Here is a 15860-nt window from a genome sequence, read left to right as displayed (position 1 = left end):
ACACCATCATGATCAACTCCCTGTGGATTTCCAAAACCGGCATGGAAGCCCAGCAAATGCAGCTGGATGTGATTTCCAACAACTTGGCCAATGTGTCCACCAACGGTTTTAAACGCGCCACTGCGGTGTTTGAAGACCTGATGTACCAGAACCTGCGCCAGGTGGGTGCCAACAGCACCGAACAATCCACCCTGCCCACCGGCCTGCAAATCGGTCTGGGCGTGCGCACCGTGGCCACCAGTCGCTCCTTCACCCAAGGCAATATGCAGCAGAGCAACAACAAGCTCGATGTGGCGATCCAGGGCGACGGTTTTTTTCAGGTGACGATGCCCGACGGCACCACCAGTTACACACGTGATGGCGCGTTCCAGATCAACTCGGCAGGCGCCCTGGTCACCGCCACCGGACTGGCGATTGCCAACGGGGTCACCGTGCCGGCCAATGCCACGGCCGTCACCATCGCCGGTGATGGCACCGTGTCCGCCACGATCCCGGGCTCCACCGCACCACAAGGCATTGGCACGATTGCACTGGCACGCTTCATCAACCCGGCCGGTCTGACACCATTGGGTGGCAACCTGTATGCCGAGAGCTTGGCCTCGGGTCAACCGCAAGCGGGCACTGCGGGCGCGGATGGCATGGGCGCCCTGATGCAGGGTTTTCTGGAAACCTCCAACGTCAATGTGGTGCAGGAACTGGTAACCATGATCCAGACCCAGCGCGCCTATGAAATGAACTCCAAGGCCATCCAGACCTCGGACCAGATGTTGCAAAAGCTGGGCCAACTCTAAGCGCGGAGGTTCACCATGCGCACACATGCTAACTATTTTCATAGCAACAAGCCCTTTAATTTATTGGGCTTGGTCTGCTTTTTATCAGCATTCATGAGCGGGTGTTCATCCTTGCCCCAAACGGTGGCTGTGGAGTTTCCCGACACCACGCCCAGCCGCCCCATCGCCTCCACCGAACCGATGGCCGGGCCAGCCAGTGGCAGCCTGTTCCAGAAGACCAGCTACCGCCCGGCCTTTGAGGACGCACGAGCCCGCGTGGTCGGTGACCAGATCACGGTACGCATTGTGGAGAAGGTCACCGCCAAGCAGGTGTCGTCGTCCACAGCCAACCGCACCACCTCGGGCTCTGCCAGCGTGAGTGCATTCCCGCTGATCTCGGATGTCGACCTGGCCAAGCTGAGTGCCGGTGTCGGCACCAAATCGGCCAACGACTTCTCGGGTAAAGGGGGCACCGAGAGCGCCAACACCTTTGAGGGCACCATTTCTGCCACCGTGATCGAGGTGCTGCCCAACGGCCACCTCCGGGTGGCGGGTGACAAGCAGATTGGTGTCAACCAGAATGTGGACGTGATGCGTTTCTCCGGCACCATTGACCCGCGCCTGATCCAGCCCGGCAATCTGATCAACTCCACCCAGGTGGCCAACGCCCGCATGGAGTCCAAAGGCCGCGGCGCACAAGCCGAAGCGCAAACAGTTGGCTGGTTAACCCGGTTCTTTTTCAGCTTTTTGCCGTTCTAAAGTTGCGCAGAATCGTGCCGAGGGGTAATCCAAATGCACGCAACAGCCAACACATCACAGCCAGTTTTTGCCACACGCTCACGCGGGGTGTGGTTTTTTGCCGGCTTGGCTTTGTGGCTGGCAGTCAGCCTGCCAAACACCGCCCACGCCGCGCGCATCAAGGAAGTGGCCGCCGTTGAAGGGGTACGCAGCAACCAGTTGACCGGTTTTGGGCTGGTGGTGGGTCTGGACGGCACCGGTGACCAGACCACCCAGATGCCCTACACCACCCAAGGCCTCACCAACTACCTGCAGCAACTGGGCATCACCCTGCCTGCGGCCAATGTCTCGCAGCTGCAGATGAAAAATGTGGCTGCGGTACTGGTCACCGCCGAACTGCCCGCCTTTGCCCGCCCGGGACAGGCCATCGATGTGAGTGTGTCCTCCATGGGCAACTCCAAATCCCTCAAAGGTGGCATGTTGATCTCAACCCCGCTCAAAGGGGCCGATGGTGAAATTTACGCCGTGGCCCAGGGCAGCCTGGTGGTGGCCGGTGCGGGCGCCTCAGCAGGTGGCAGCAAAGTCCAGGTCAATCACCTGAGTGCCGGGCGCATCCCCAATGGTGGACAGGTGGAGCGGGTGGTACCGACGCCGCTGCAGGAAAGCAACGGCATCACCCTGGGCTTGCAAGCATCCGACTTCCAGACCGCGCGCGGTGTGGCGCTGGCCATCAACCGGCGTTTTGGCGCGGGTTCGGCCCAGGCGCTGGACGGCCGCACCATCCGGGTCAATGCCCCCACTGAGCCCGATGCCCGTGTCACATTCATGGCGGAACTTGAAGAGTTGCCACTGGAGAACTCTGTGCCCTCGGCCAAAGTGGTGATCAACTCACGCACCGGCTCGATTGTGATGAACCAAGCGGTGAGCCTGGGGGCCTGCGCCATCGCCCACGGCAACTTGTCGATCAGCATCACCAACACGCCCACGGTGAGCCAGCCCAATGCACTGTCACAAGGGCAGACCGCAGTCACCAACAAGGCAGATATCCAAATTCGCCAGGAACCAGGCATGCTGATCGAGTTGCCTGCCGCCCCACAGCTGTCTGACGTGGTGCGTGCCCTCAACTCCCTGGGTGCCACGCCGCAAGACCTGTTGGCCATTCTGCAGGCGATCAAGGCCGCAGGTGCACTCAACGCCGAGCTGGAGGTGATCTGATGAGCATCGGTCAAAGCACGTCTGTGTCCAATGCCCTGGCGGCGGATGCCAACTCGCTGGGCAAACTCAAACTGCAAGCGGGCCAGGACAGCCCGGCAGCGATCAAGGAAACCGCCAAACAGTTCGAGTCGCTGTTCATGCGTGAACTGATCAAGAGCATGCGTGAGGCCACCATGAAGTCCGGCATGCTGGACAACCCCGGCAGTGATCTGGGCACAGATTTGCTGGACCAACAGTTTGCGGTACAGATGTCGGGCCAGCCCGGCGGCCTGTCCGACATGATTGCCGCGCAGCTGTCGCGTCAGATGGGGGTGGAGATGCCCGACGGTCCACTCAATGCCGGTAAATTGACGGCCCCGCCCATGAGCACGCTGCAAAAATCGGCGTCTCTGGCAGCCTACAGCGCCAACGCGGTCAAACCGACCAGCAGCCAAAGCGGTTTTGTGGCGCGCCACACCGAGTCGGCGATCCGCATCGAAAAAGAAACCGGTATTCCGGCCAGCTTCATGGTCGGACAAGCTGGTCACGAAACCGGCTGGGGTAAACACGAGATCAAGCTGCGCAACGGTCAGTCTGCCAACAATCTGTTTGGCATCAAGGCCGGGCCAGGGTGGAAAGGCAAGGTGGCCGAGGTCACCACCACCGAGTATGTCAACGGTGTGCCCGAAAAACGCGTGGCCAAATTCCGCGCCTATGCCTCCACCGATGAGGCATTCCGGGATTACGCCCGGATGATCACCCAGTCACCGCGTTACGCCAAGGTCAGCCAGCAAACCGATTCCGCCTATGCCTTTGCCAGCAGCCTGCAAAAAGCCGGCTACGCGACCGACCCCAACTATGCGGTCAAGGTCAGTCGCGCCATTGAAACCACCCAGCGTCTGCAAGCCCGCACCCAGGTTGTGGCCCAAACATCATGAGCGGTATTCTCAACGTCGCCACCCGCGCACTGATGGCCAACCAGACCATCCTGCAAACCACGGGCAACAACATTGCCAACGTCAACACCCCGGGCTATTCGCGCCAGAACGCGGTGTTACAAACAGTGGAGGGGCAATTTACCGGTGGCGGCTACATCGGCAAAGGCGTGGATGTCACCACCATCAAGCGCAACTACAGCGAGTTTCTGACGCGCCAATCGGCCTTGGCGGGCGCAACCGCGTCAGGAGACACCGCCCGCTCGGACAAGCTCAAACAGCTCGAAGCCCTGTTTCCCGGCGGCACCAATGGCCTGGGCGCAGCGGTCAACGACATGCTCAACGCCTTTGCCGATGTGGCCAGCGCGCCCACCGATTTGACTGCGCGTACCGTGGCACTGACACGTGTGGATGAAGCGGCATCACGCATGCGCAGTGCATCCACCACGCTGGACGACCTGCAGCTGGCCGTCAAACAGGAGCTGGAACAAAAAGTCAGCGCTGTCAACAGCCTGGCCACCAGCATCGCAGCGGTCAATGATCAGATCGCCCGCGCTCAAGGCACCGGTCAGGCACCCAACGACTTGCTGGACCGGCGCGACCAACTGGTGCGCGAACTCAACCAATACATCCAGACCACCTCCATCCCCGCCACGGACGGCACGGTGGGTATTTTTATCGGTGGCAGCCAGGCCTTGGTGTTGGGCACCAATGTGGCCCCATTGAGCATCGTCGCCGATGATTTTGGCGACCCCCTGAAGAGCAAACTGGCCATCACCCGCAACGGGCAAACGACCACATTGGATGAAAACATGCTTGGGGGCGGTGAGCTGACCGGCTTGCTGAAGTTTCAGAATACCGACTTGACGGAGGGCCGCAACCTGCTGGGTCGGTTGACCCTGGCCATCAGCACCAGCATGAATGCACAACATGCACTGGGACTGGATCTGAACGGCAATGTCGGCAGCGACTTGTTCACAGCCACCGACCTCAACACCTCGGGCAACATCCTCAAACCAAGCACACAGGCGGCCAGCACCACCTTGACCCTGGGCATTGCCGATGTCACCCAATTTGCAGCGTCCGACTATGAAATCACCTTCACTGGGGCCGCAACCGGCAGCATCACACGCAAATCCGACGGTGTGGTAACCGCTTTCACGGCCGTCCCGATCACCATTGATGGCCTGACCATTTCAGCCACCGGCGCGGCCAATGCGGGTGACCGCTTTTTGATCAAACCGTTCAGCACCGCCGCCAGCAACATCCGCTCCGAGTTTTCCACACCACGCTCTTTGGCTGTTGCCAGTCCGATAGCGGGGAAGATGGGCTCCACCAACACCGGCAGCCTGCAACTCACCAACCTCACGGCTAAAACCAATACTCCGACCCCGCCCCAGCCCACCCCCGTGACGATCTCGTTCACCGGTGCCAACAGTTATACCCGCAGCGATATTGCAGGCACGTTCACCTTCACCTCGGGACAAGCCATTGCGTCTGCAGATTGGTCGGTGGTTTTGCAAGGCGTGCCCAAAGCAGGGGATACCTTTACCGTGGTGGGCATCAAGGACACGGCCAACAACAACGGCATTGACTTCAAACTGAACGCAGGCAACGCTTCTTCCATGATGGGACTGCGCGACACAGCCATGTTTGACGGCGCCGCATTGACCGATGGTTACGCCAGCATGATTGCGCAAATTGGCATCCGTAGCCAAAGTGCCAACTACGCCGCCGAAGTCTCCGGCACCATCGCCGCGAACTTGGAAACCGACCGCACGGGCGTATCGGGCGTCAACCTGGATGAAGAGGCATCCAAGCTGCTTCAGTACCAGCAGGCCTACCAGGCCTCGGCCAAGGTCATCCAGATCGCACAGGGCATTTTTGACACCCTGATCCAGACCATGAGCCGCTGAACCAGCGCCATCCGGAGCAAGACATGAGCAACTTCAGCCGCATTGGCACAGCCAACACCTACGACAGTGCCATTCGCAACATTGGCAACCGGCAAACCGCTTTGTCCGCGCTGCAGGAAAACCTGACCTCAGGCAAACGTGTGGTGCGTGCCAGCGACGACCCGACCGCCGCCGCCAATGCTGAACGTGCCATGACTCGCATCAGCCGCATTGCGACTGACCAGCGGACCCTCGAATCCCAGCGCAACGCCATTGCGCAGGCCGAAAGCACGCTAGGTGAAGTAACCGATGTGCTGCAGCGATTTCGCGAGTTGGTGGTCAGCGCGGGTAACGGCGTACACAGCAGCGCCGAGCGCAGTTCTATTGCGGTGGAGTTACAAGGGCTGCGGGACCAAGTGTTTACGCTGGCCAACACCAAGGACACCAACGGGCTGCCGCTGTTTGGTGCGCTGGCCAGTGCGCTGGCACCGTTTGTCGGACCGCAGGCGGGCACTCCAGACTACAACTTCCAGGGTTTGCCAGGCCAATCCGCCAGCAACGAGGTGGCCATCCCCTTCACCCTGGATGGAGATGCCGCGTTCATGCATGACCCAACGCGTGACCGGGTGTTCAACGTCAACGTCAGCAACTCGGTGGACGGCTTGATCTCAGCAGACCGAACCCTGACCACCAGCGCCATCACGGTGACCAACTCGGCCACCGTCAAGGCCACCGCTGACGCGGCAGCGGCCGTGGCAGCACCCAACAACGTGCCCTACCCCAGCTACGCGATTGCGTTCACGGCGGTTGACTCCACCACCGTGCCCGGCACCACCACCGCCACCTACAGCATCACCGAAACCCCGTCGGTGACGCCGCTTGGCGCTCCGGCACCGTTTGCCAATGTCACCGTCAGTTTCACGACCGGCAGCACGTTCGATATCACCGGCATTCCGGGCATGTCCTTGACGGTCAAGGGCACGCCCAAGGTCAACGACACCATCACCGTCGACTCCAGCGCCAGCGTCTTCAGCGTGCTCGACGATGCCATCAAAAACATCCGGGGAGCCCCCAACAACAATGGCGCGGCACAGGCCGTGAGCCAGGCCTTGAACAACATCGACATCGGCATGGAACGCATCTCGGCAGCACGTGGCCAGGCGGGCGATTTGCTCAACCGCGCCGACCGCATCACCGCCAACCAGGAAAACCGCAGCATCCAGCTGGAAGCTGACCGTTCCCGTGCGGAAGACCTGGACATGGTCCAGGGCATCTCGGACTTCAACAACCAGCAAACCGGCTACCAGGCGGCATTGCAAACCTACGCCAAGGTGCAGCAGCTCTCGCTGTTTAACTTCATCGGTTAAACCATGGCGGCGGGCTTCATGAACGATGTCTCTTTGGCCTACCAGTTTTTGTGGAACGCGCAGCGCCAGCCGGAGCAGGTCTGGCTGTACCTGGAGCCACTGACCGGTGACCCGGTGAACGTGCGTCATCTGCTCACGGCTTTGAGCCGGCAGTGGTCGGCCCCATGCGTCAAGCTCACCCTGTCAAGCACCGACACCGGCTTGCTGATGGACTTGCTGGCGCAGACCCCCCCCGATCTGGCCCAGGTTGAAGTCCCTGAGCGGCTGCTGGCAGACCCGGCGATCACACAACAGGTGTTGCGTGCCCAACAACGGGGCTTGCAACTGGTCTGGCGCGGTGAACCAGGTGCACGCCCCCTGCCCGACCACACCCACAGCTTTGCACAAACCCTGCTGAGCCTGAGCGCAGAGGACGCGCTGCAGAACCTGCGTTTGCTGCGCGCACAGTCCAGATCGGAGCTCCCTACCAGGGTCTCACCGGGCACGTTTGCCAGTCACATACTGCTCGACGGCGTAGCCAACGCCAGTTTGCTGAACTACTTCCTCGACCAGCAAGGTGCCAGCGCCCTGATGGGCTGGCCCTGTGAGGAGGTGTTGTTTGCTTACCGCCAGACATCCGCCCAACCCGCTTGGCACGCACTGCAGGGCTTGCTCGCGTTGATCGAAGACGATGCCGCGATCGAGGACGTCGCCTGTGCCCTGAGCCAGGAGCCGCTGCTGGTTTACCGGCTGTTGCGGTTCGCCAATTCAGCCGGACTGGGGCTCAAACGCGAGATCACGGCCCTGCGCCACGCCCTGATGGTGCTGGGTCTGGGTCGCATTGTAAGCTGGCTGAAGGCGCAGTTGCCACAGGCCTCCCGAGACCTCAACCTGCACCCGGTTGCCACGCTGACCGTGATGCGCGCCCGTTTCATGACCGAGCTGCTGGAGGCGGGCGCGGCCAGTGAACTACAGGATGAGTTGGCCCTGTGTGGCCTGCTGTCGCAGATGGACCTGCTGATGGGTGAGCCGCTGCAGCTGGTCTTGCAACCGCTGGCTTTGGCGCCACGGGTCAGTGCGGCATTGCTGAACCACAGTGGCCCGTACTGGCCCTATCTGGATCTGGCGATCACGCTGGAAAGTGGTCAAGCCCAGGCCACCCAGGCGGCCTGCCTGCGCCACGGGCTGGATGCAGAGAGCGTCAACCTCGCGCTGTTGCGCACCATCAGCGCACCGTGCGCCAGCACAGCCGCACCCCGGGGCTTTGTCAAGCCACCAGGGCCAGCGCGCCAAAGTCACCCACACGCTCACCCAGGCCTGCACTGACCAGCTCACAGCCCTCGGTCAGCGGCGGCAGCTTGCCCTGCACCGCCGCACGCAGGCGTGGCAGCAGGTAGTTGCGGTGGTGCCAGTAAACACTGCCGCCAATGCTGATGCGGGCCAGGTCGAGTGTGGCAATCATGCTGTAGAGCATCCGCCCCATCACCTGGCATACATCATCAATAATGGCGATAGCCCTTTCATCACCCGCATAGATTGCTTCAAAAAGAATAGCTGCATTGGCGTAACCCTCAGGAGCAAAACGGCGCGCCAGGGCATTGCCGGCGATCAGGCCCTCGACATCACCCACGTTGCCGCAGCCACACAAGGCGTTGTTGTTGTCGCTGACAAAAATGTGCCCAGCGTGACCCGCATTGCCGTTTTTGCCACGCAGCACATGGCCATCGACACAGACCCCGGTGCCAATGCCGGTGCTCCAGGTCACATAGGCACAATTGGCCATCGGTACACCCTGGTCTTGCAAAGCACCCCAGCGCCGCTCGGCCTCCAACGCGCCAATGCCATCGTTTTCAACCCGCACATGGCCAAAGGCCGCACGCAGCGGAGCTTCCAGCAAAGCGGTTTTCCAGTCATTGGGCAGCCCCCGGGCCGGGCCGGCCTGGCCACCACAGATGTTGGGTGCCGCCAGCTCCACCAGGCCCTGGTTCAGCACAAACGGGCCGCAGGACGACACACCGACCCGGGCAATGGCCTGCACCGGCACACCTGCCGCCGCACAGCTTTGCCCCACCAGCCTGATGATCTGCAAGGCCAGCGCGTCATTGCCACCGGTGGTGGCGGTCGGTTCGGCCACTTTGCCACGTACACCCTGATCATCCACCACCTGAACGGCCACCTTGGTGCCGCCAATATCGACACAGGCCACCGGCGGGCTGCCAACCGGCAAGGCAAAACTCTCGATCGTGGGGGTGATGGGATGCGTGTTCATGCTGTGTGTTCTCAAAAACGAGGGAAGGTAAGGACGGTCAGATGCGACCGTAATCATCGCTCAAACGGATGATGTCATCCTCACCCAGGTAGTCGCCAAACTGGACTTCAACAATTTCCACAAGACCCGTGCCCAGGTTGGCCAGCCGGTGCACCTGGCCCAAGGCGATGTCACAGGACTGCCCCACACCCAGGTCAAACACCCGCTCGTCCAGCGTGACCCGTGCGGTGCCCTGTGCCACCACCCAATGCTCGGCGCGGTGAGCGTGTTTTTGCAGGCTGATCTGTTGACCCGGGAACACACCAATGCGTTTGATTTTGAAACCGGGCGCTTCAGACACAGTTTCAAACCATCCCCAAGGGCGTTGCGTCCTTGGGTTGTTAGGCAAGTTCAGGGGCGTCATGTTCCAGGCCATCTTGGTGCGTAGGCCCTGATGCTAACCCTTTCAACACGCGCTGATTACAGCGTGATTTCAGCGACCAGCGGTTTGGCTTGAGGCAACGATCCTCCAGAGTGCTGCCTTGCTGGCGCCAGCTCAACGGGCTCGGGAACGACCTGTGCTCAGCGCGGCAGATTGACCTGCGTCCAGCGCACGATGTCAGCCGCCCCCATGGCACCCGCCTGGCGCGCCACCTCGCGCCCACCGACAAACAGTGCCAACGTTGGAATGCTCCGGATATTTAAGCGCGCACCCAAGTTCTGATGAGCCTCAGTATCGACTTTGACCACCCTCACCTGCGGCTCCAGCTGTTTCGCCGCCTGCTCAAAACCCGGCGCCATCTGGCGGCACGGGCCGCACCACGGCGCCCAGAAGTCAACCAGCACCGGGATCTGGTTGCGGCCGATGTGTTTGTCAAAACTGGCCTCGTCCAGCGCGGTGGAATGCGCTTCAAACAAAGGTTTGTGACAACTGCCGCAGTCAGGCGCGCTGTCCAGTTGGCTGCGCGCTACCCGGTTGGTGGTGTGGCAATGGGGGCAGACGATGTGGAGGGAATCGGTCATAGGAGCACCTTTCTGCCCTTCATGTGTCGTCTAAACCCAAGAAATCAAGCCTTGATCAGCTCACAACACTCTGGAAATACCGGCCGCAACCAGACTCAGAATGATCGTGGTGGCAAAAGGCAGAAAAATTTCCTTGCCAAAAATCTTGAAGCGGATGTCCCCTGGCAAACGGCCAAAACCCAGCTTTTGCAACCACGGCGTGAAGCCGTTAAGCACGATCAGCGCCAGCAGCACCACAATCAGCCAGCGGATCATGGCCGGGCTCCAGACAAAGTGCGCAAGCTATGACGAGGCATGGTGTCAGAGCCTGTGGGTCTTGTCGCCATGCTCAAAACCCATTGCCTGCCAGGGCTCCCCCTTGTAAAAACCGATCACCTTGAACAACTCGCCCATTTCGTGCTCCATGATCAGTTTTTGCGCCATCACCCGGGTTGGCAGGTCGGCGGCCTCCATGTAGGTCAACAGGCCGCAATTCATCAGAAAACGCGCCTGGTTGCAGTACCCCAGCACGTCCAGCCCGGCGTTGTTGCCTGCCAGCGCCACACCGGTGAAATTGACGTGGGCGGTGATGTCCTTGTGCCCCACAGCCACCAGCGGGTCGCTGTCGGCCTGGTGCGCCTGGTGACACATCAGGGTGCCCATGTGGCGCTGCGAGTGGTAATACTCGGCTTCGGGAAAACCGTAGTCCAGCAAAAACACCGCGCCCGCGCTGAGTTTGTCACCCAGGGTGCGGATGAAGGACTCACCCTGCTGGTGGATTTCGGTCAGGTAGTCGTGGCCGCCGGGGATGTCCAGCGGTGGCCGCAAATCGGTGGGGCGGTCCTGCCAGACAAAGCTGGGGGTGCCATCGGCTGCAGGCTCACCCAGGACCACACCCCGCTCGTGCCACACGCCCTGCACACGGGCCAACAATTTGACCGGCATCGCATCGAGCACCTCGTTGCCCAGCACCACGCCTTGCATCGTGTCGGGCAGGGCATCGACCCAGCACACCACATCGGCGAACTCAGCCAACTTGGCTTGTTGGCGCGCGCGCAGGCTGCCGGAAATATCCACGATAGTGTATTTTGATAGCAGCACACCCTGCTCTTTCAAGGCCTGCAGCATTTGCAGTGCCAAAGCACCGGAGCCCGCACCAAACTCCCAGACCTCCGATGTACCCGTCACCTGCAGCGCCTGCGCCACCTGGTTGGCCAGCGTCCAGCCAAACAGCGGTGTCATCTCAGGCGCGGTAACAAAGTCGCTGCCCGCCTGGCGCTGGCCGTCCGACACGGTGTAGGGCAAGGGGCCAAATTTGGCACTGCCGTGCGCGTAGTAGCCCAGACCGGGCGCATACAGCGCCTGGCCCATGAAGTGGTCAAAAGGGAGCCACCCACCAGCCTGCGAGAGGCCTTGGGCGATGTGCGCTGCGAGCGTGTTCGTTAAACTTGGGGCTGTTGTCATCACCACCGGATTGTCCCCGAATGTCCACCTCCACGCCCCCAGCCCCTCGCCAACGCACGGTTTTGATCACCGGCGCGGCCAAGCGCCTGGGCCGTGAGATCGCCCTGACCTTGGCCAAAGAGGGCTGGCGCGTCGCGGTGCACTACCGAGATTCGGTCGAAGAGGCAGCAAAAACCGTAGCAGACTGCAAAAGACTGGCGGGGGCTTGCGCCTCTTTCCGTGCCAATCTGGCCAGTGAAACCGCGGTGCGCAACCTGCTGCCCACGGTGATTGAAGAATTTGGCCATGTCGACGCGCTGGTCAACAGCGCCTCCACCTTTGAGCACGACACCGCCGCCAGCTTCACCTTTGCCGCACTCGAAAAACATGTGCGCAGCAACGCCGGGGCCGCCATTTTGCTGAGCCACGCCTTGTTTGAACACTTACAAACCCAAGGTAACGAGGCCCGTGGTGTGATCGTCAACCTGCTGGACCAGAAGTTGTGGAACCCGAGCCCGGATTTCATGAGTTACACCCTGTCCAAAGCCGCACTCGAAGCAGCCAACACCATGCTGGCGATTGAGCTGGCGCCACGCATGCGGGTGGTCGGTGTGGCGCCGGGCCTGACCCTGGCCAGCCACCTGCTGCGCCCGGAAAACTTTGACACACTCAACAAACTCTCGCCGCTGGGCCACTCCTCCACCGCGGCCGATGTCGCCGCCACGGTGTCCTTTGCCCTGAACAACAAGTCGATGACCGGCACCACCCTGGTGGTGGATGGTGGCCAGCATCTGGTCCGCGCGGCATAGTGGTCAAGACCGTCCTGATCACCGGAGGGGCACAGCGGCTGGGTGCGGTGCTGAGCCGCTGCTTCGCCCAGGCTGGCTGGCAGGTCTGGTGCCACTACCAGCACTCGGGCGCCGCCGCCGAAGCGCTGCGGGCTGAGCTGGCAGAACACGGGCAACAGTTCTACACGGTGCAGGCTGATCTGGCCGATGAGGTCCAGCGCCAGCAGATGATGGACCAGATTGTGGCGACCACTGGGCCACTGCACTGCCTGGTCAACAACGCCTCCAGTTTTGAGCCCGACACGGCAAAAGACTTCAACATCCAGGCCGCACGCCAGCAACTCGAGGTCAACCTGCTGGCGCCGATGGCGCTGACGGCAGCGCTGGCCCGAAGCATTCCGGCCGATGACACCAGCGGTGAACGCAGCGTGATCCATGTGCTGGACCAGAAGGTGTTCAACCTCAACCCCGACTATTTCTCCTACACCAGCTCCAAGCTCGCGCTGGAGCGGCTGGTGGCGTTGCAGGCCCAGGCACTGGCGCCACAATTGCGGGTCTGTGGTGTGGCTCCCGGCCTGATGTTTGTCAGTGGCCCGCAAACCCAGGCCAACTTTGAACAGGCCAGCCGCATCAACCTGCTGCGCCGCCCGATCGACCCGGCGCAGGTGGCAGCAAGCTGCCTGTTTCTGGCCACCAACCCCTGTGTCACCGGTGTCACCCTCACTGTGGACAACGGCCAACATCTGCTGCCGCTGCCACGCGACGTGATGTTTGTGGTGCAGGACCTGCAGAAAGGCGTCGCATGAACCCCCTCGACCCGAGTACCTTGGCGCTGAGCTGCCGCAGGCTGTTTTTGCGCGACCACGTTGTGGACATGACCATCGGCGCCCATGCCTTTGAAAAAGGCCGCAAGCAGCGGGTGATCTTCAACGTCGAGTTATTTGTGCCCTATGCCTGCTCCACACCAACCACCGACCAGTTGGACGAGGTGGTGGACTACGACTATGTCCGCGAGGTGATTCACCAGCGGGTGCAGGCCGGGCACATCCAGCTGCAGGAAACCCTGTGCGACGACTTGGCCACCCGCCTGCTGGCGCACCCGCAGGTGCTGGCGGTGCGGCTATCGAGCTGCAAACCCGACGTGTACCCGGACTGCGCCGGGGTCGGTGTTGAAGTCTTCCGCGCCAAACCATCTCTTTGACAAGCGACCACCCCGCCATGAGCACCTACACCCAAGGGTTACAGACCCTGACCCTCTCCGGGCTGCGCTTTGATGCCAGCCTGGGCATTCTGGAAACCGAAAAAACCGCACCACAACCGATCCTGGTGGATGCCGAGCTCAACCTCGGCCCGCAGCCTCTGATGCCCCGTGACGACGACATCACCCATGTGCTGGACTACCGCAAAGTGCGCAAAATCATCATTGACGAATGCACGGCCGAACACGTCAACCTGCTTGAATCGCTGATCGGCAAGTTGGCCAACCGCCTGATGCAGTTGCCCAACGTCAAAGGTGTGCGCGTGAAAATTGCCAAACTTGAAATTTTTGCCGACTGCGAAGTGGCCATTCGTATGGAAACCGGGCAATGGTGAAGGACAAACCGATGACAACTCTCTGGACTGAATCCACCAACGACAGCAACGACACGGCCCTGGCCGACGAGGCTGTGTCGCCCGCCCCCACCGCGCACAAAAGTGAGCACGAAGCCGCCGTGCGTGCGGCACGTGAGGTCCACAAGCTCGAAAAACGCCTGTGCCGCCAGGTCGGACAGGCGATCATCGACTTCAACATGATTGAAGAAGGTGACCGCGTCATGGTGTGTGTCAGTGGTGGCAAAGACAGCTTTGGCCTGCTGGACATCCTGATCAAGCTGCAACAACGCGCGCCAATCCACTTTGACATCGTTGCGGTCAACCTCGATCAGAAACAGCCCGGTTTCCCAGACCACATCCTGCCCGAGTACCTGAGCAAGCTCGGCATCGAATTCCACATCGAAACCCAGGACACCTACAGCATCGTCAAAAAAGTGGTGCCCGAGGGCAAAACCATGTGCAGCCTGTGCAGCCGCCTGCGCCGCGGCATCCTGTACCGGGTGGCCGACGAGCTCAAGATCACCAAGATCGCGCTCGGTCACCACCGCGACGACATGTTGCACACCTTCTTTTTGAACATGTTTTTTGCCGGCAAGCTCAAAGGCATGCCGCCCAAGCTGGTCAGTGACGACGGCGGCCACATCGTGATCCGCCCGCTCGCCAATGTGGCCGAGAAGGATTTGATCGCCTGGGCCGAACACCGCCAGTTTCCGATCATCCCGTGTTCCTTGTGTGGCAGCCAGGAAAATCTGCAGCGCCAGGAAATCAAGCGCATGATGCACCAGTGGGAACGCCAGTGGCCCGGCCGCACCGAGACCATGTTCACCGCGCTGCAAAACGTGGTGCCGTCCCACCTGATGGACCGCAAACGCCACGACTTTCACAACATCCAGGTCACCGGTGTCGCCGATGCCAATGGCGACAAGGTGTTTGACGAAGAAGATCTGCCCTTGGCGACGTTACCAGGCATTGGCCTGGTGACCACCAAGAATTAAACACAAAACCGACCTCACGCCCTTATGTACAAAGCGCTATCAGCTCTGCTTTTTGTAGCATTTTTGCTGACCGGCTGCAGCGGCATGCGGGTGGTGGACAGCCAGGTCAATAGCTTTGCACCGGCCACGGTGGCAGCGGGCAGCCGCTACCGGTTCGATCGCCTGCCCTCACAACAAAGCAACCCGGCTGCGCAGGAGCAGCTTGAAGCCATGGCCGAGGCAGCGCTGACCAAGGTCGGCCTGGTCCGTGATGACCAGGGCGCCAGCCTCAGCGTGCAGGTGTCGGTCACCGAACGCGCCGAGCAAAGTGCGATGGATCACCCGGCACTTGGGTGGAACCTGGGCTGGCGGGTTGGCAACGGTGGTGTGTGGATGGGCCGTGGCCCGCTGTTTCCAGGGCTGGATGTGCGCACCAGCTACTGGCGTGAGGTCGGGCTGGTTTTGCGCCAGCGCAGCACCCAGGCGGTGGTGTTTGAGTCACGCGCCAGCCACGATGGCCCCTGGGCTGACAGCGAGGCGGTGTTGCCCGCCATGCTGGACGCCGCGCTGCAGGGTTTTCCGACGCCACCCACCGGCCTACGCCGCGTCAACATCGAGATTGCACGCTGAAACAGTGCACCGCCTGAACCCATCCAGCGCCCCGTGGGGCGTTGTTTCGTTTGTATGATCAGGCCAAACTAGAGAATTCGTCGTTCATGGAAGAAATCCTGTCTGAAAGCATTGATGTCGCGCAGTTGTTGCCCGGCATGTACATCGAACTGGATGTCGGCTGGCTGGCCCATCCGTTTCCCACCAACCAGTTCAGGATCACCTCCCAAAAACAGATCGACACCATCCGTACGCTGGGTCTGCAGCAGGTGCGCATCAACCCGTCCAAAAGCATACGACCGGAGGACAACAGCAACCCCACCGT

General features: G+C 61.2%; 19 protein-coding genes. 14 read left to right on the top strand and 5 right to left on the bottom strand.

Translation table 11 applies throughout. The features are described 5' to 3' along the window. The first annotated feature begins 8 nt into the window (after window positions 1-8). From flgG to KKO72_RS12020, 7 genes are all read left to right on the top strand, one after another. Entirely contained in the window at window positions 9-791 is a 783-nt protein-coding gene (flgG, locus tag KKO72_RS12050) for a flagellar basal-body rod protein FlgG (RefSeq protein WP_214938576.1), read from the top strand. Between the two features lie 93 nt (window positions 792-884). Next, window positions 885-1529, top strand: a complete 645-nt coding sequence (locus tag KKO72_RS12045) for a flagellar basal body L-ring protein FlgH (RefSeq protein ID WP_251140616.1) — start codon at window positions 885-887, stop codon at window positions 1527-1529. 33 nt (window positions 1530-1562) lie between these two features. Beyond that, the gene (locus tag KKO72_RS12040) at window positions 1563-2723 is read left to right on the top strand and encodes a flagellar basal body P-ring protein FlgI (protein ID WP_214938572.1); all 1161 of its coding nucleotides are present in this window, start codon (window positions 1563-1565) and stop codon (window positions 2721-2723) included. Beyond that, complete coding sequence (flgJ, locus tag KKO72_RS12035) at window positions 2723-3640, top strand: flagellar assembly peptidoglycan hydrolase FlgJ (RefSeq protein WP_214938565.1); 918 nt, start codon at window positions 2723-2725, stop codon at window positions 3638-3640. Before KKO72_RS12040 ends, flgJ begins: the two co-directional genes overlap by 1 nt. Next, window positions 3637-5553: a flagellar hook-associated protein FlgK gene (gene flgK, locus KKO72_RS12030; protein WP_214938563.1), complete on the top strand. Its 1917-nt coding sequence runs from the start codon at window positions 3637-3639 to the stop codon at window positions 5551-5553. Before flgJ ends, flgK begins: the two co-directional genes overlap by 4 nt. Before the next feature lie 23 nt (window positions 5554-5576). Further along, complete coding sequence (flgL, locus tag KKO72_RS12025) at window positions 5577-6899, top strand: flagellar hook-associated protein FlgL (RefSeq protein ID WP_214938561.1); 1323 nt, start codon at window positions 5577-5579, stop codon at window positions 6897-6899. A gap of 18 nt (window positions 6900-6917) precedes the next feature. Further along, window positions 6918-8204 (top strand): HDOD domain-containing protein, encoded by a 1287-nt coding sequence (locus tag KKO72_RS12020; protein ID WP_214938559.1) that lies wholly within the window; start codon window positions 6918-6920, stop codon window positions 8202-8204. On the opposite strand, the gene KKO72_RS12015 is transcribed toward KKO72_RS12020, so the two are convergent. The 5 genes from KKO72_RS12015 to KKO72_RS11995 form a co-directional block, all read right to left on the bottom strand. Beyond that, a complete protein-coding gene (locus tag KKO72_RS12015; protein WP_180124731.1) occupies window positions 8146-9147 on the bottom strand; it encodes an ROK family protein in 1002 nt (333 codons plus the stop codon). The genes KKO72_RS12020 and KKO72_RS12015 overlap by 59 nt on opposite strands. 37 nt (window positions 9148-9184) lie before the next feature. Further along, on the bottom strand, window positions 9185-9550 hold the full coding sequence (locus KKO72_RS12010) for a phosphomannose isomerase type II C-terminal cupin domain (RefSeq protein ID WP_214938557.1): 366 nt from the start codon (window positions 9548-9550) through the stop codon (window positions 9185-9187). A gap of 158 nt (window positions 9551-9708) precedes the next feature. Continuing rightward, window positions 9709-10149 (bottom strand): thioredoxin TrxC, encoded by a 441-nt coding sequence (trxC, locus tag KKO72_RS12005; protein ID WP_214938555.1) that lies wholly within the window; start codon window positions 10147-10149, stop codon window positions 9709-9711. Window positions 10150-10209: 60 nt separating this feature from the next. Continuing rightward, window positions 10210-10404 (bottom strand): DUF2905 domain-containing protein, encoded by a 195-nt coding sequence (locus KKO72_RS12000; RefSeq protein ID WP_078366675.1) that lies wholly within the window; start codon window positions 10402-10404, stop codon window positions 10210-10212. 45 nt (window positions 10405-10449) lie between these two features. Further along, a complete protein-coding gene (locus tag KKO72_RS11995; protein WP_214938554.1) occupies window positions 10450-11592 on the bottom strand; it encodes a class I SAM-dependent methyltransferase in 1143 nt (380 codons plus the stop codon). Between the two features lie 20 nt (window positions 11593-11612). Between KKO72_RS11995 and KKO72_RS11990 the strand changes: the two genes are divergently transcribed. The 7 genes from KKO72_RS11990 to KKO72_RS11960 all read left to right on the top strand — a co-directional run. After that, a complete protein-coding gene (locus KKO72_RS11990) occupies window positions 11613-12380 on the top strand; it encodes an SDR family oxidoreductase (protein ID WP_214938552.1) in 768 nt (255 codons plus the stop codon). Then, window positions 12380-13165 (top strand): SDR family NAD(P)-dependent oxidoreductase, encoded by a 786-nt coding sequence (locus tag KKO72_RS11985; protein WP_214938550.1) that lies wholly within the window; start codon window positions 12380-12382, stop codon window positions 13163-13165. Before KKO72_RS11990 ends, KKO72_RS11985 begins: the two co-directional genes overlap by 1 nt. After that, a complete protein-coding gene (locus tag KKO72_RS11980) occupies window positions 13162-13560 on the top strand; it encodes a dihydroneopterin aldolase (protein WP_214938548.1) in 399 nt (132 codons plus the stop codon). Before KKO72_RS11985 ends, KKO72_RS11980 begins: the two co-directional genes overlap by 4 nt. A gap of 17 nt (window positions 13561-13577) precedes the next feature. Then, window positions 13578-13952 carry a dihydroneopterin aldolase gene (locus tag KKO72_RS11975; RefSeq protein ID WP_214938546.1) on the top strand — a complete coding sequence of 125 codons (375 nt, stop codon included), beginning with the start codon at window positions 13578-13580 and terminating at the stop codon, window positions 13950-13952. 11 nt (window positions 13953-13963) lie between these two features. Beyond that, window positions 13964-14947 carry a tRNA 2-thiocytidine(32) synthetase TtcA gene (gene ttcA / locus KKO72_RS11970; protein ID WP_214938544.1) on the top strand — a complete coding sequence of 328 codons (984 nt, stop codon included), beginning with the start codon at window positions 13964-13966 and terminating at the stop codon, window positions 14945-14947. A 24-nt stretch (window positions 14948-14971) separates the two neighbouring features. Then, entirely contained in the window at window positions 14972-15556 is a 585-nt protein-coding gene (locus KKO72_RS11965; RefSeq protein ID WP_214938542.1) for a DUF4136 domain-containing protein, read from the top strand. Window positions 15557-15642: 86 nt separating this feature from the next. After that, the coding region (locus KKO72_RS11960; protein WP_214938540.1) for a DUF3391 domain-containing protein at window positions 15643-15860 on the top strand (218 nt) is incomplete at its 3' end.

The organism is Rhodoferax sp. U11-2br, assembly GCF_018619435.1.
Lineage (GTDB): Bacteria > Pseudomonadota > Gammaproteobacteria > Burkholderiales > Burkholderiaceae_C > Rhodoferax.
Note: the sequence above shows the minus strand (reverse complement) of the source record. Positions and strands in the feature narration are given on the sequence as shown.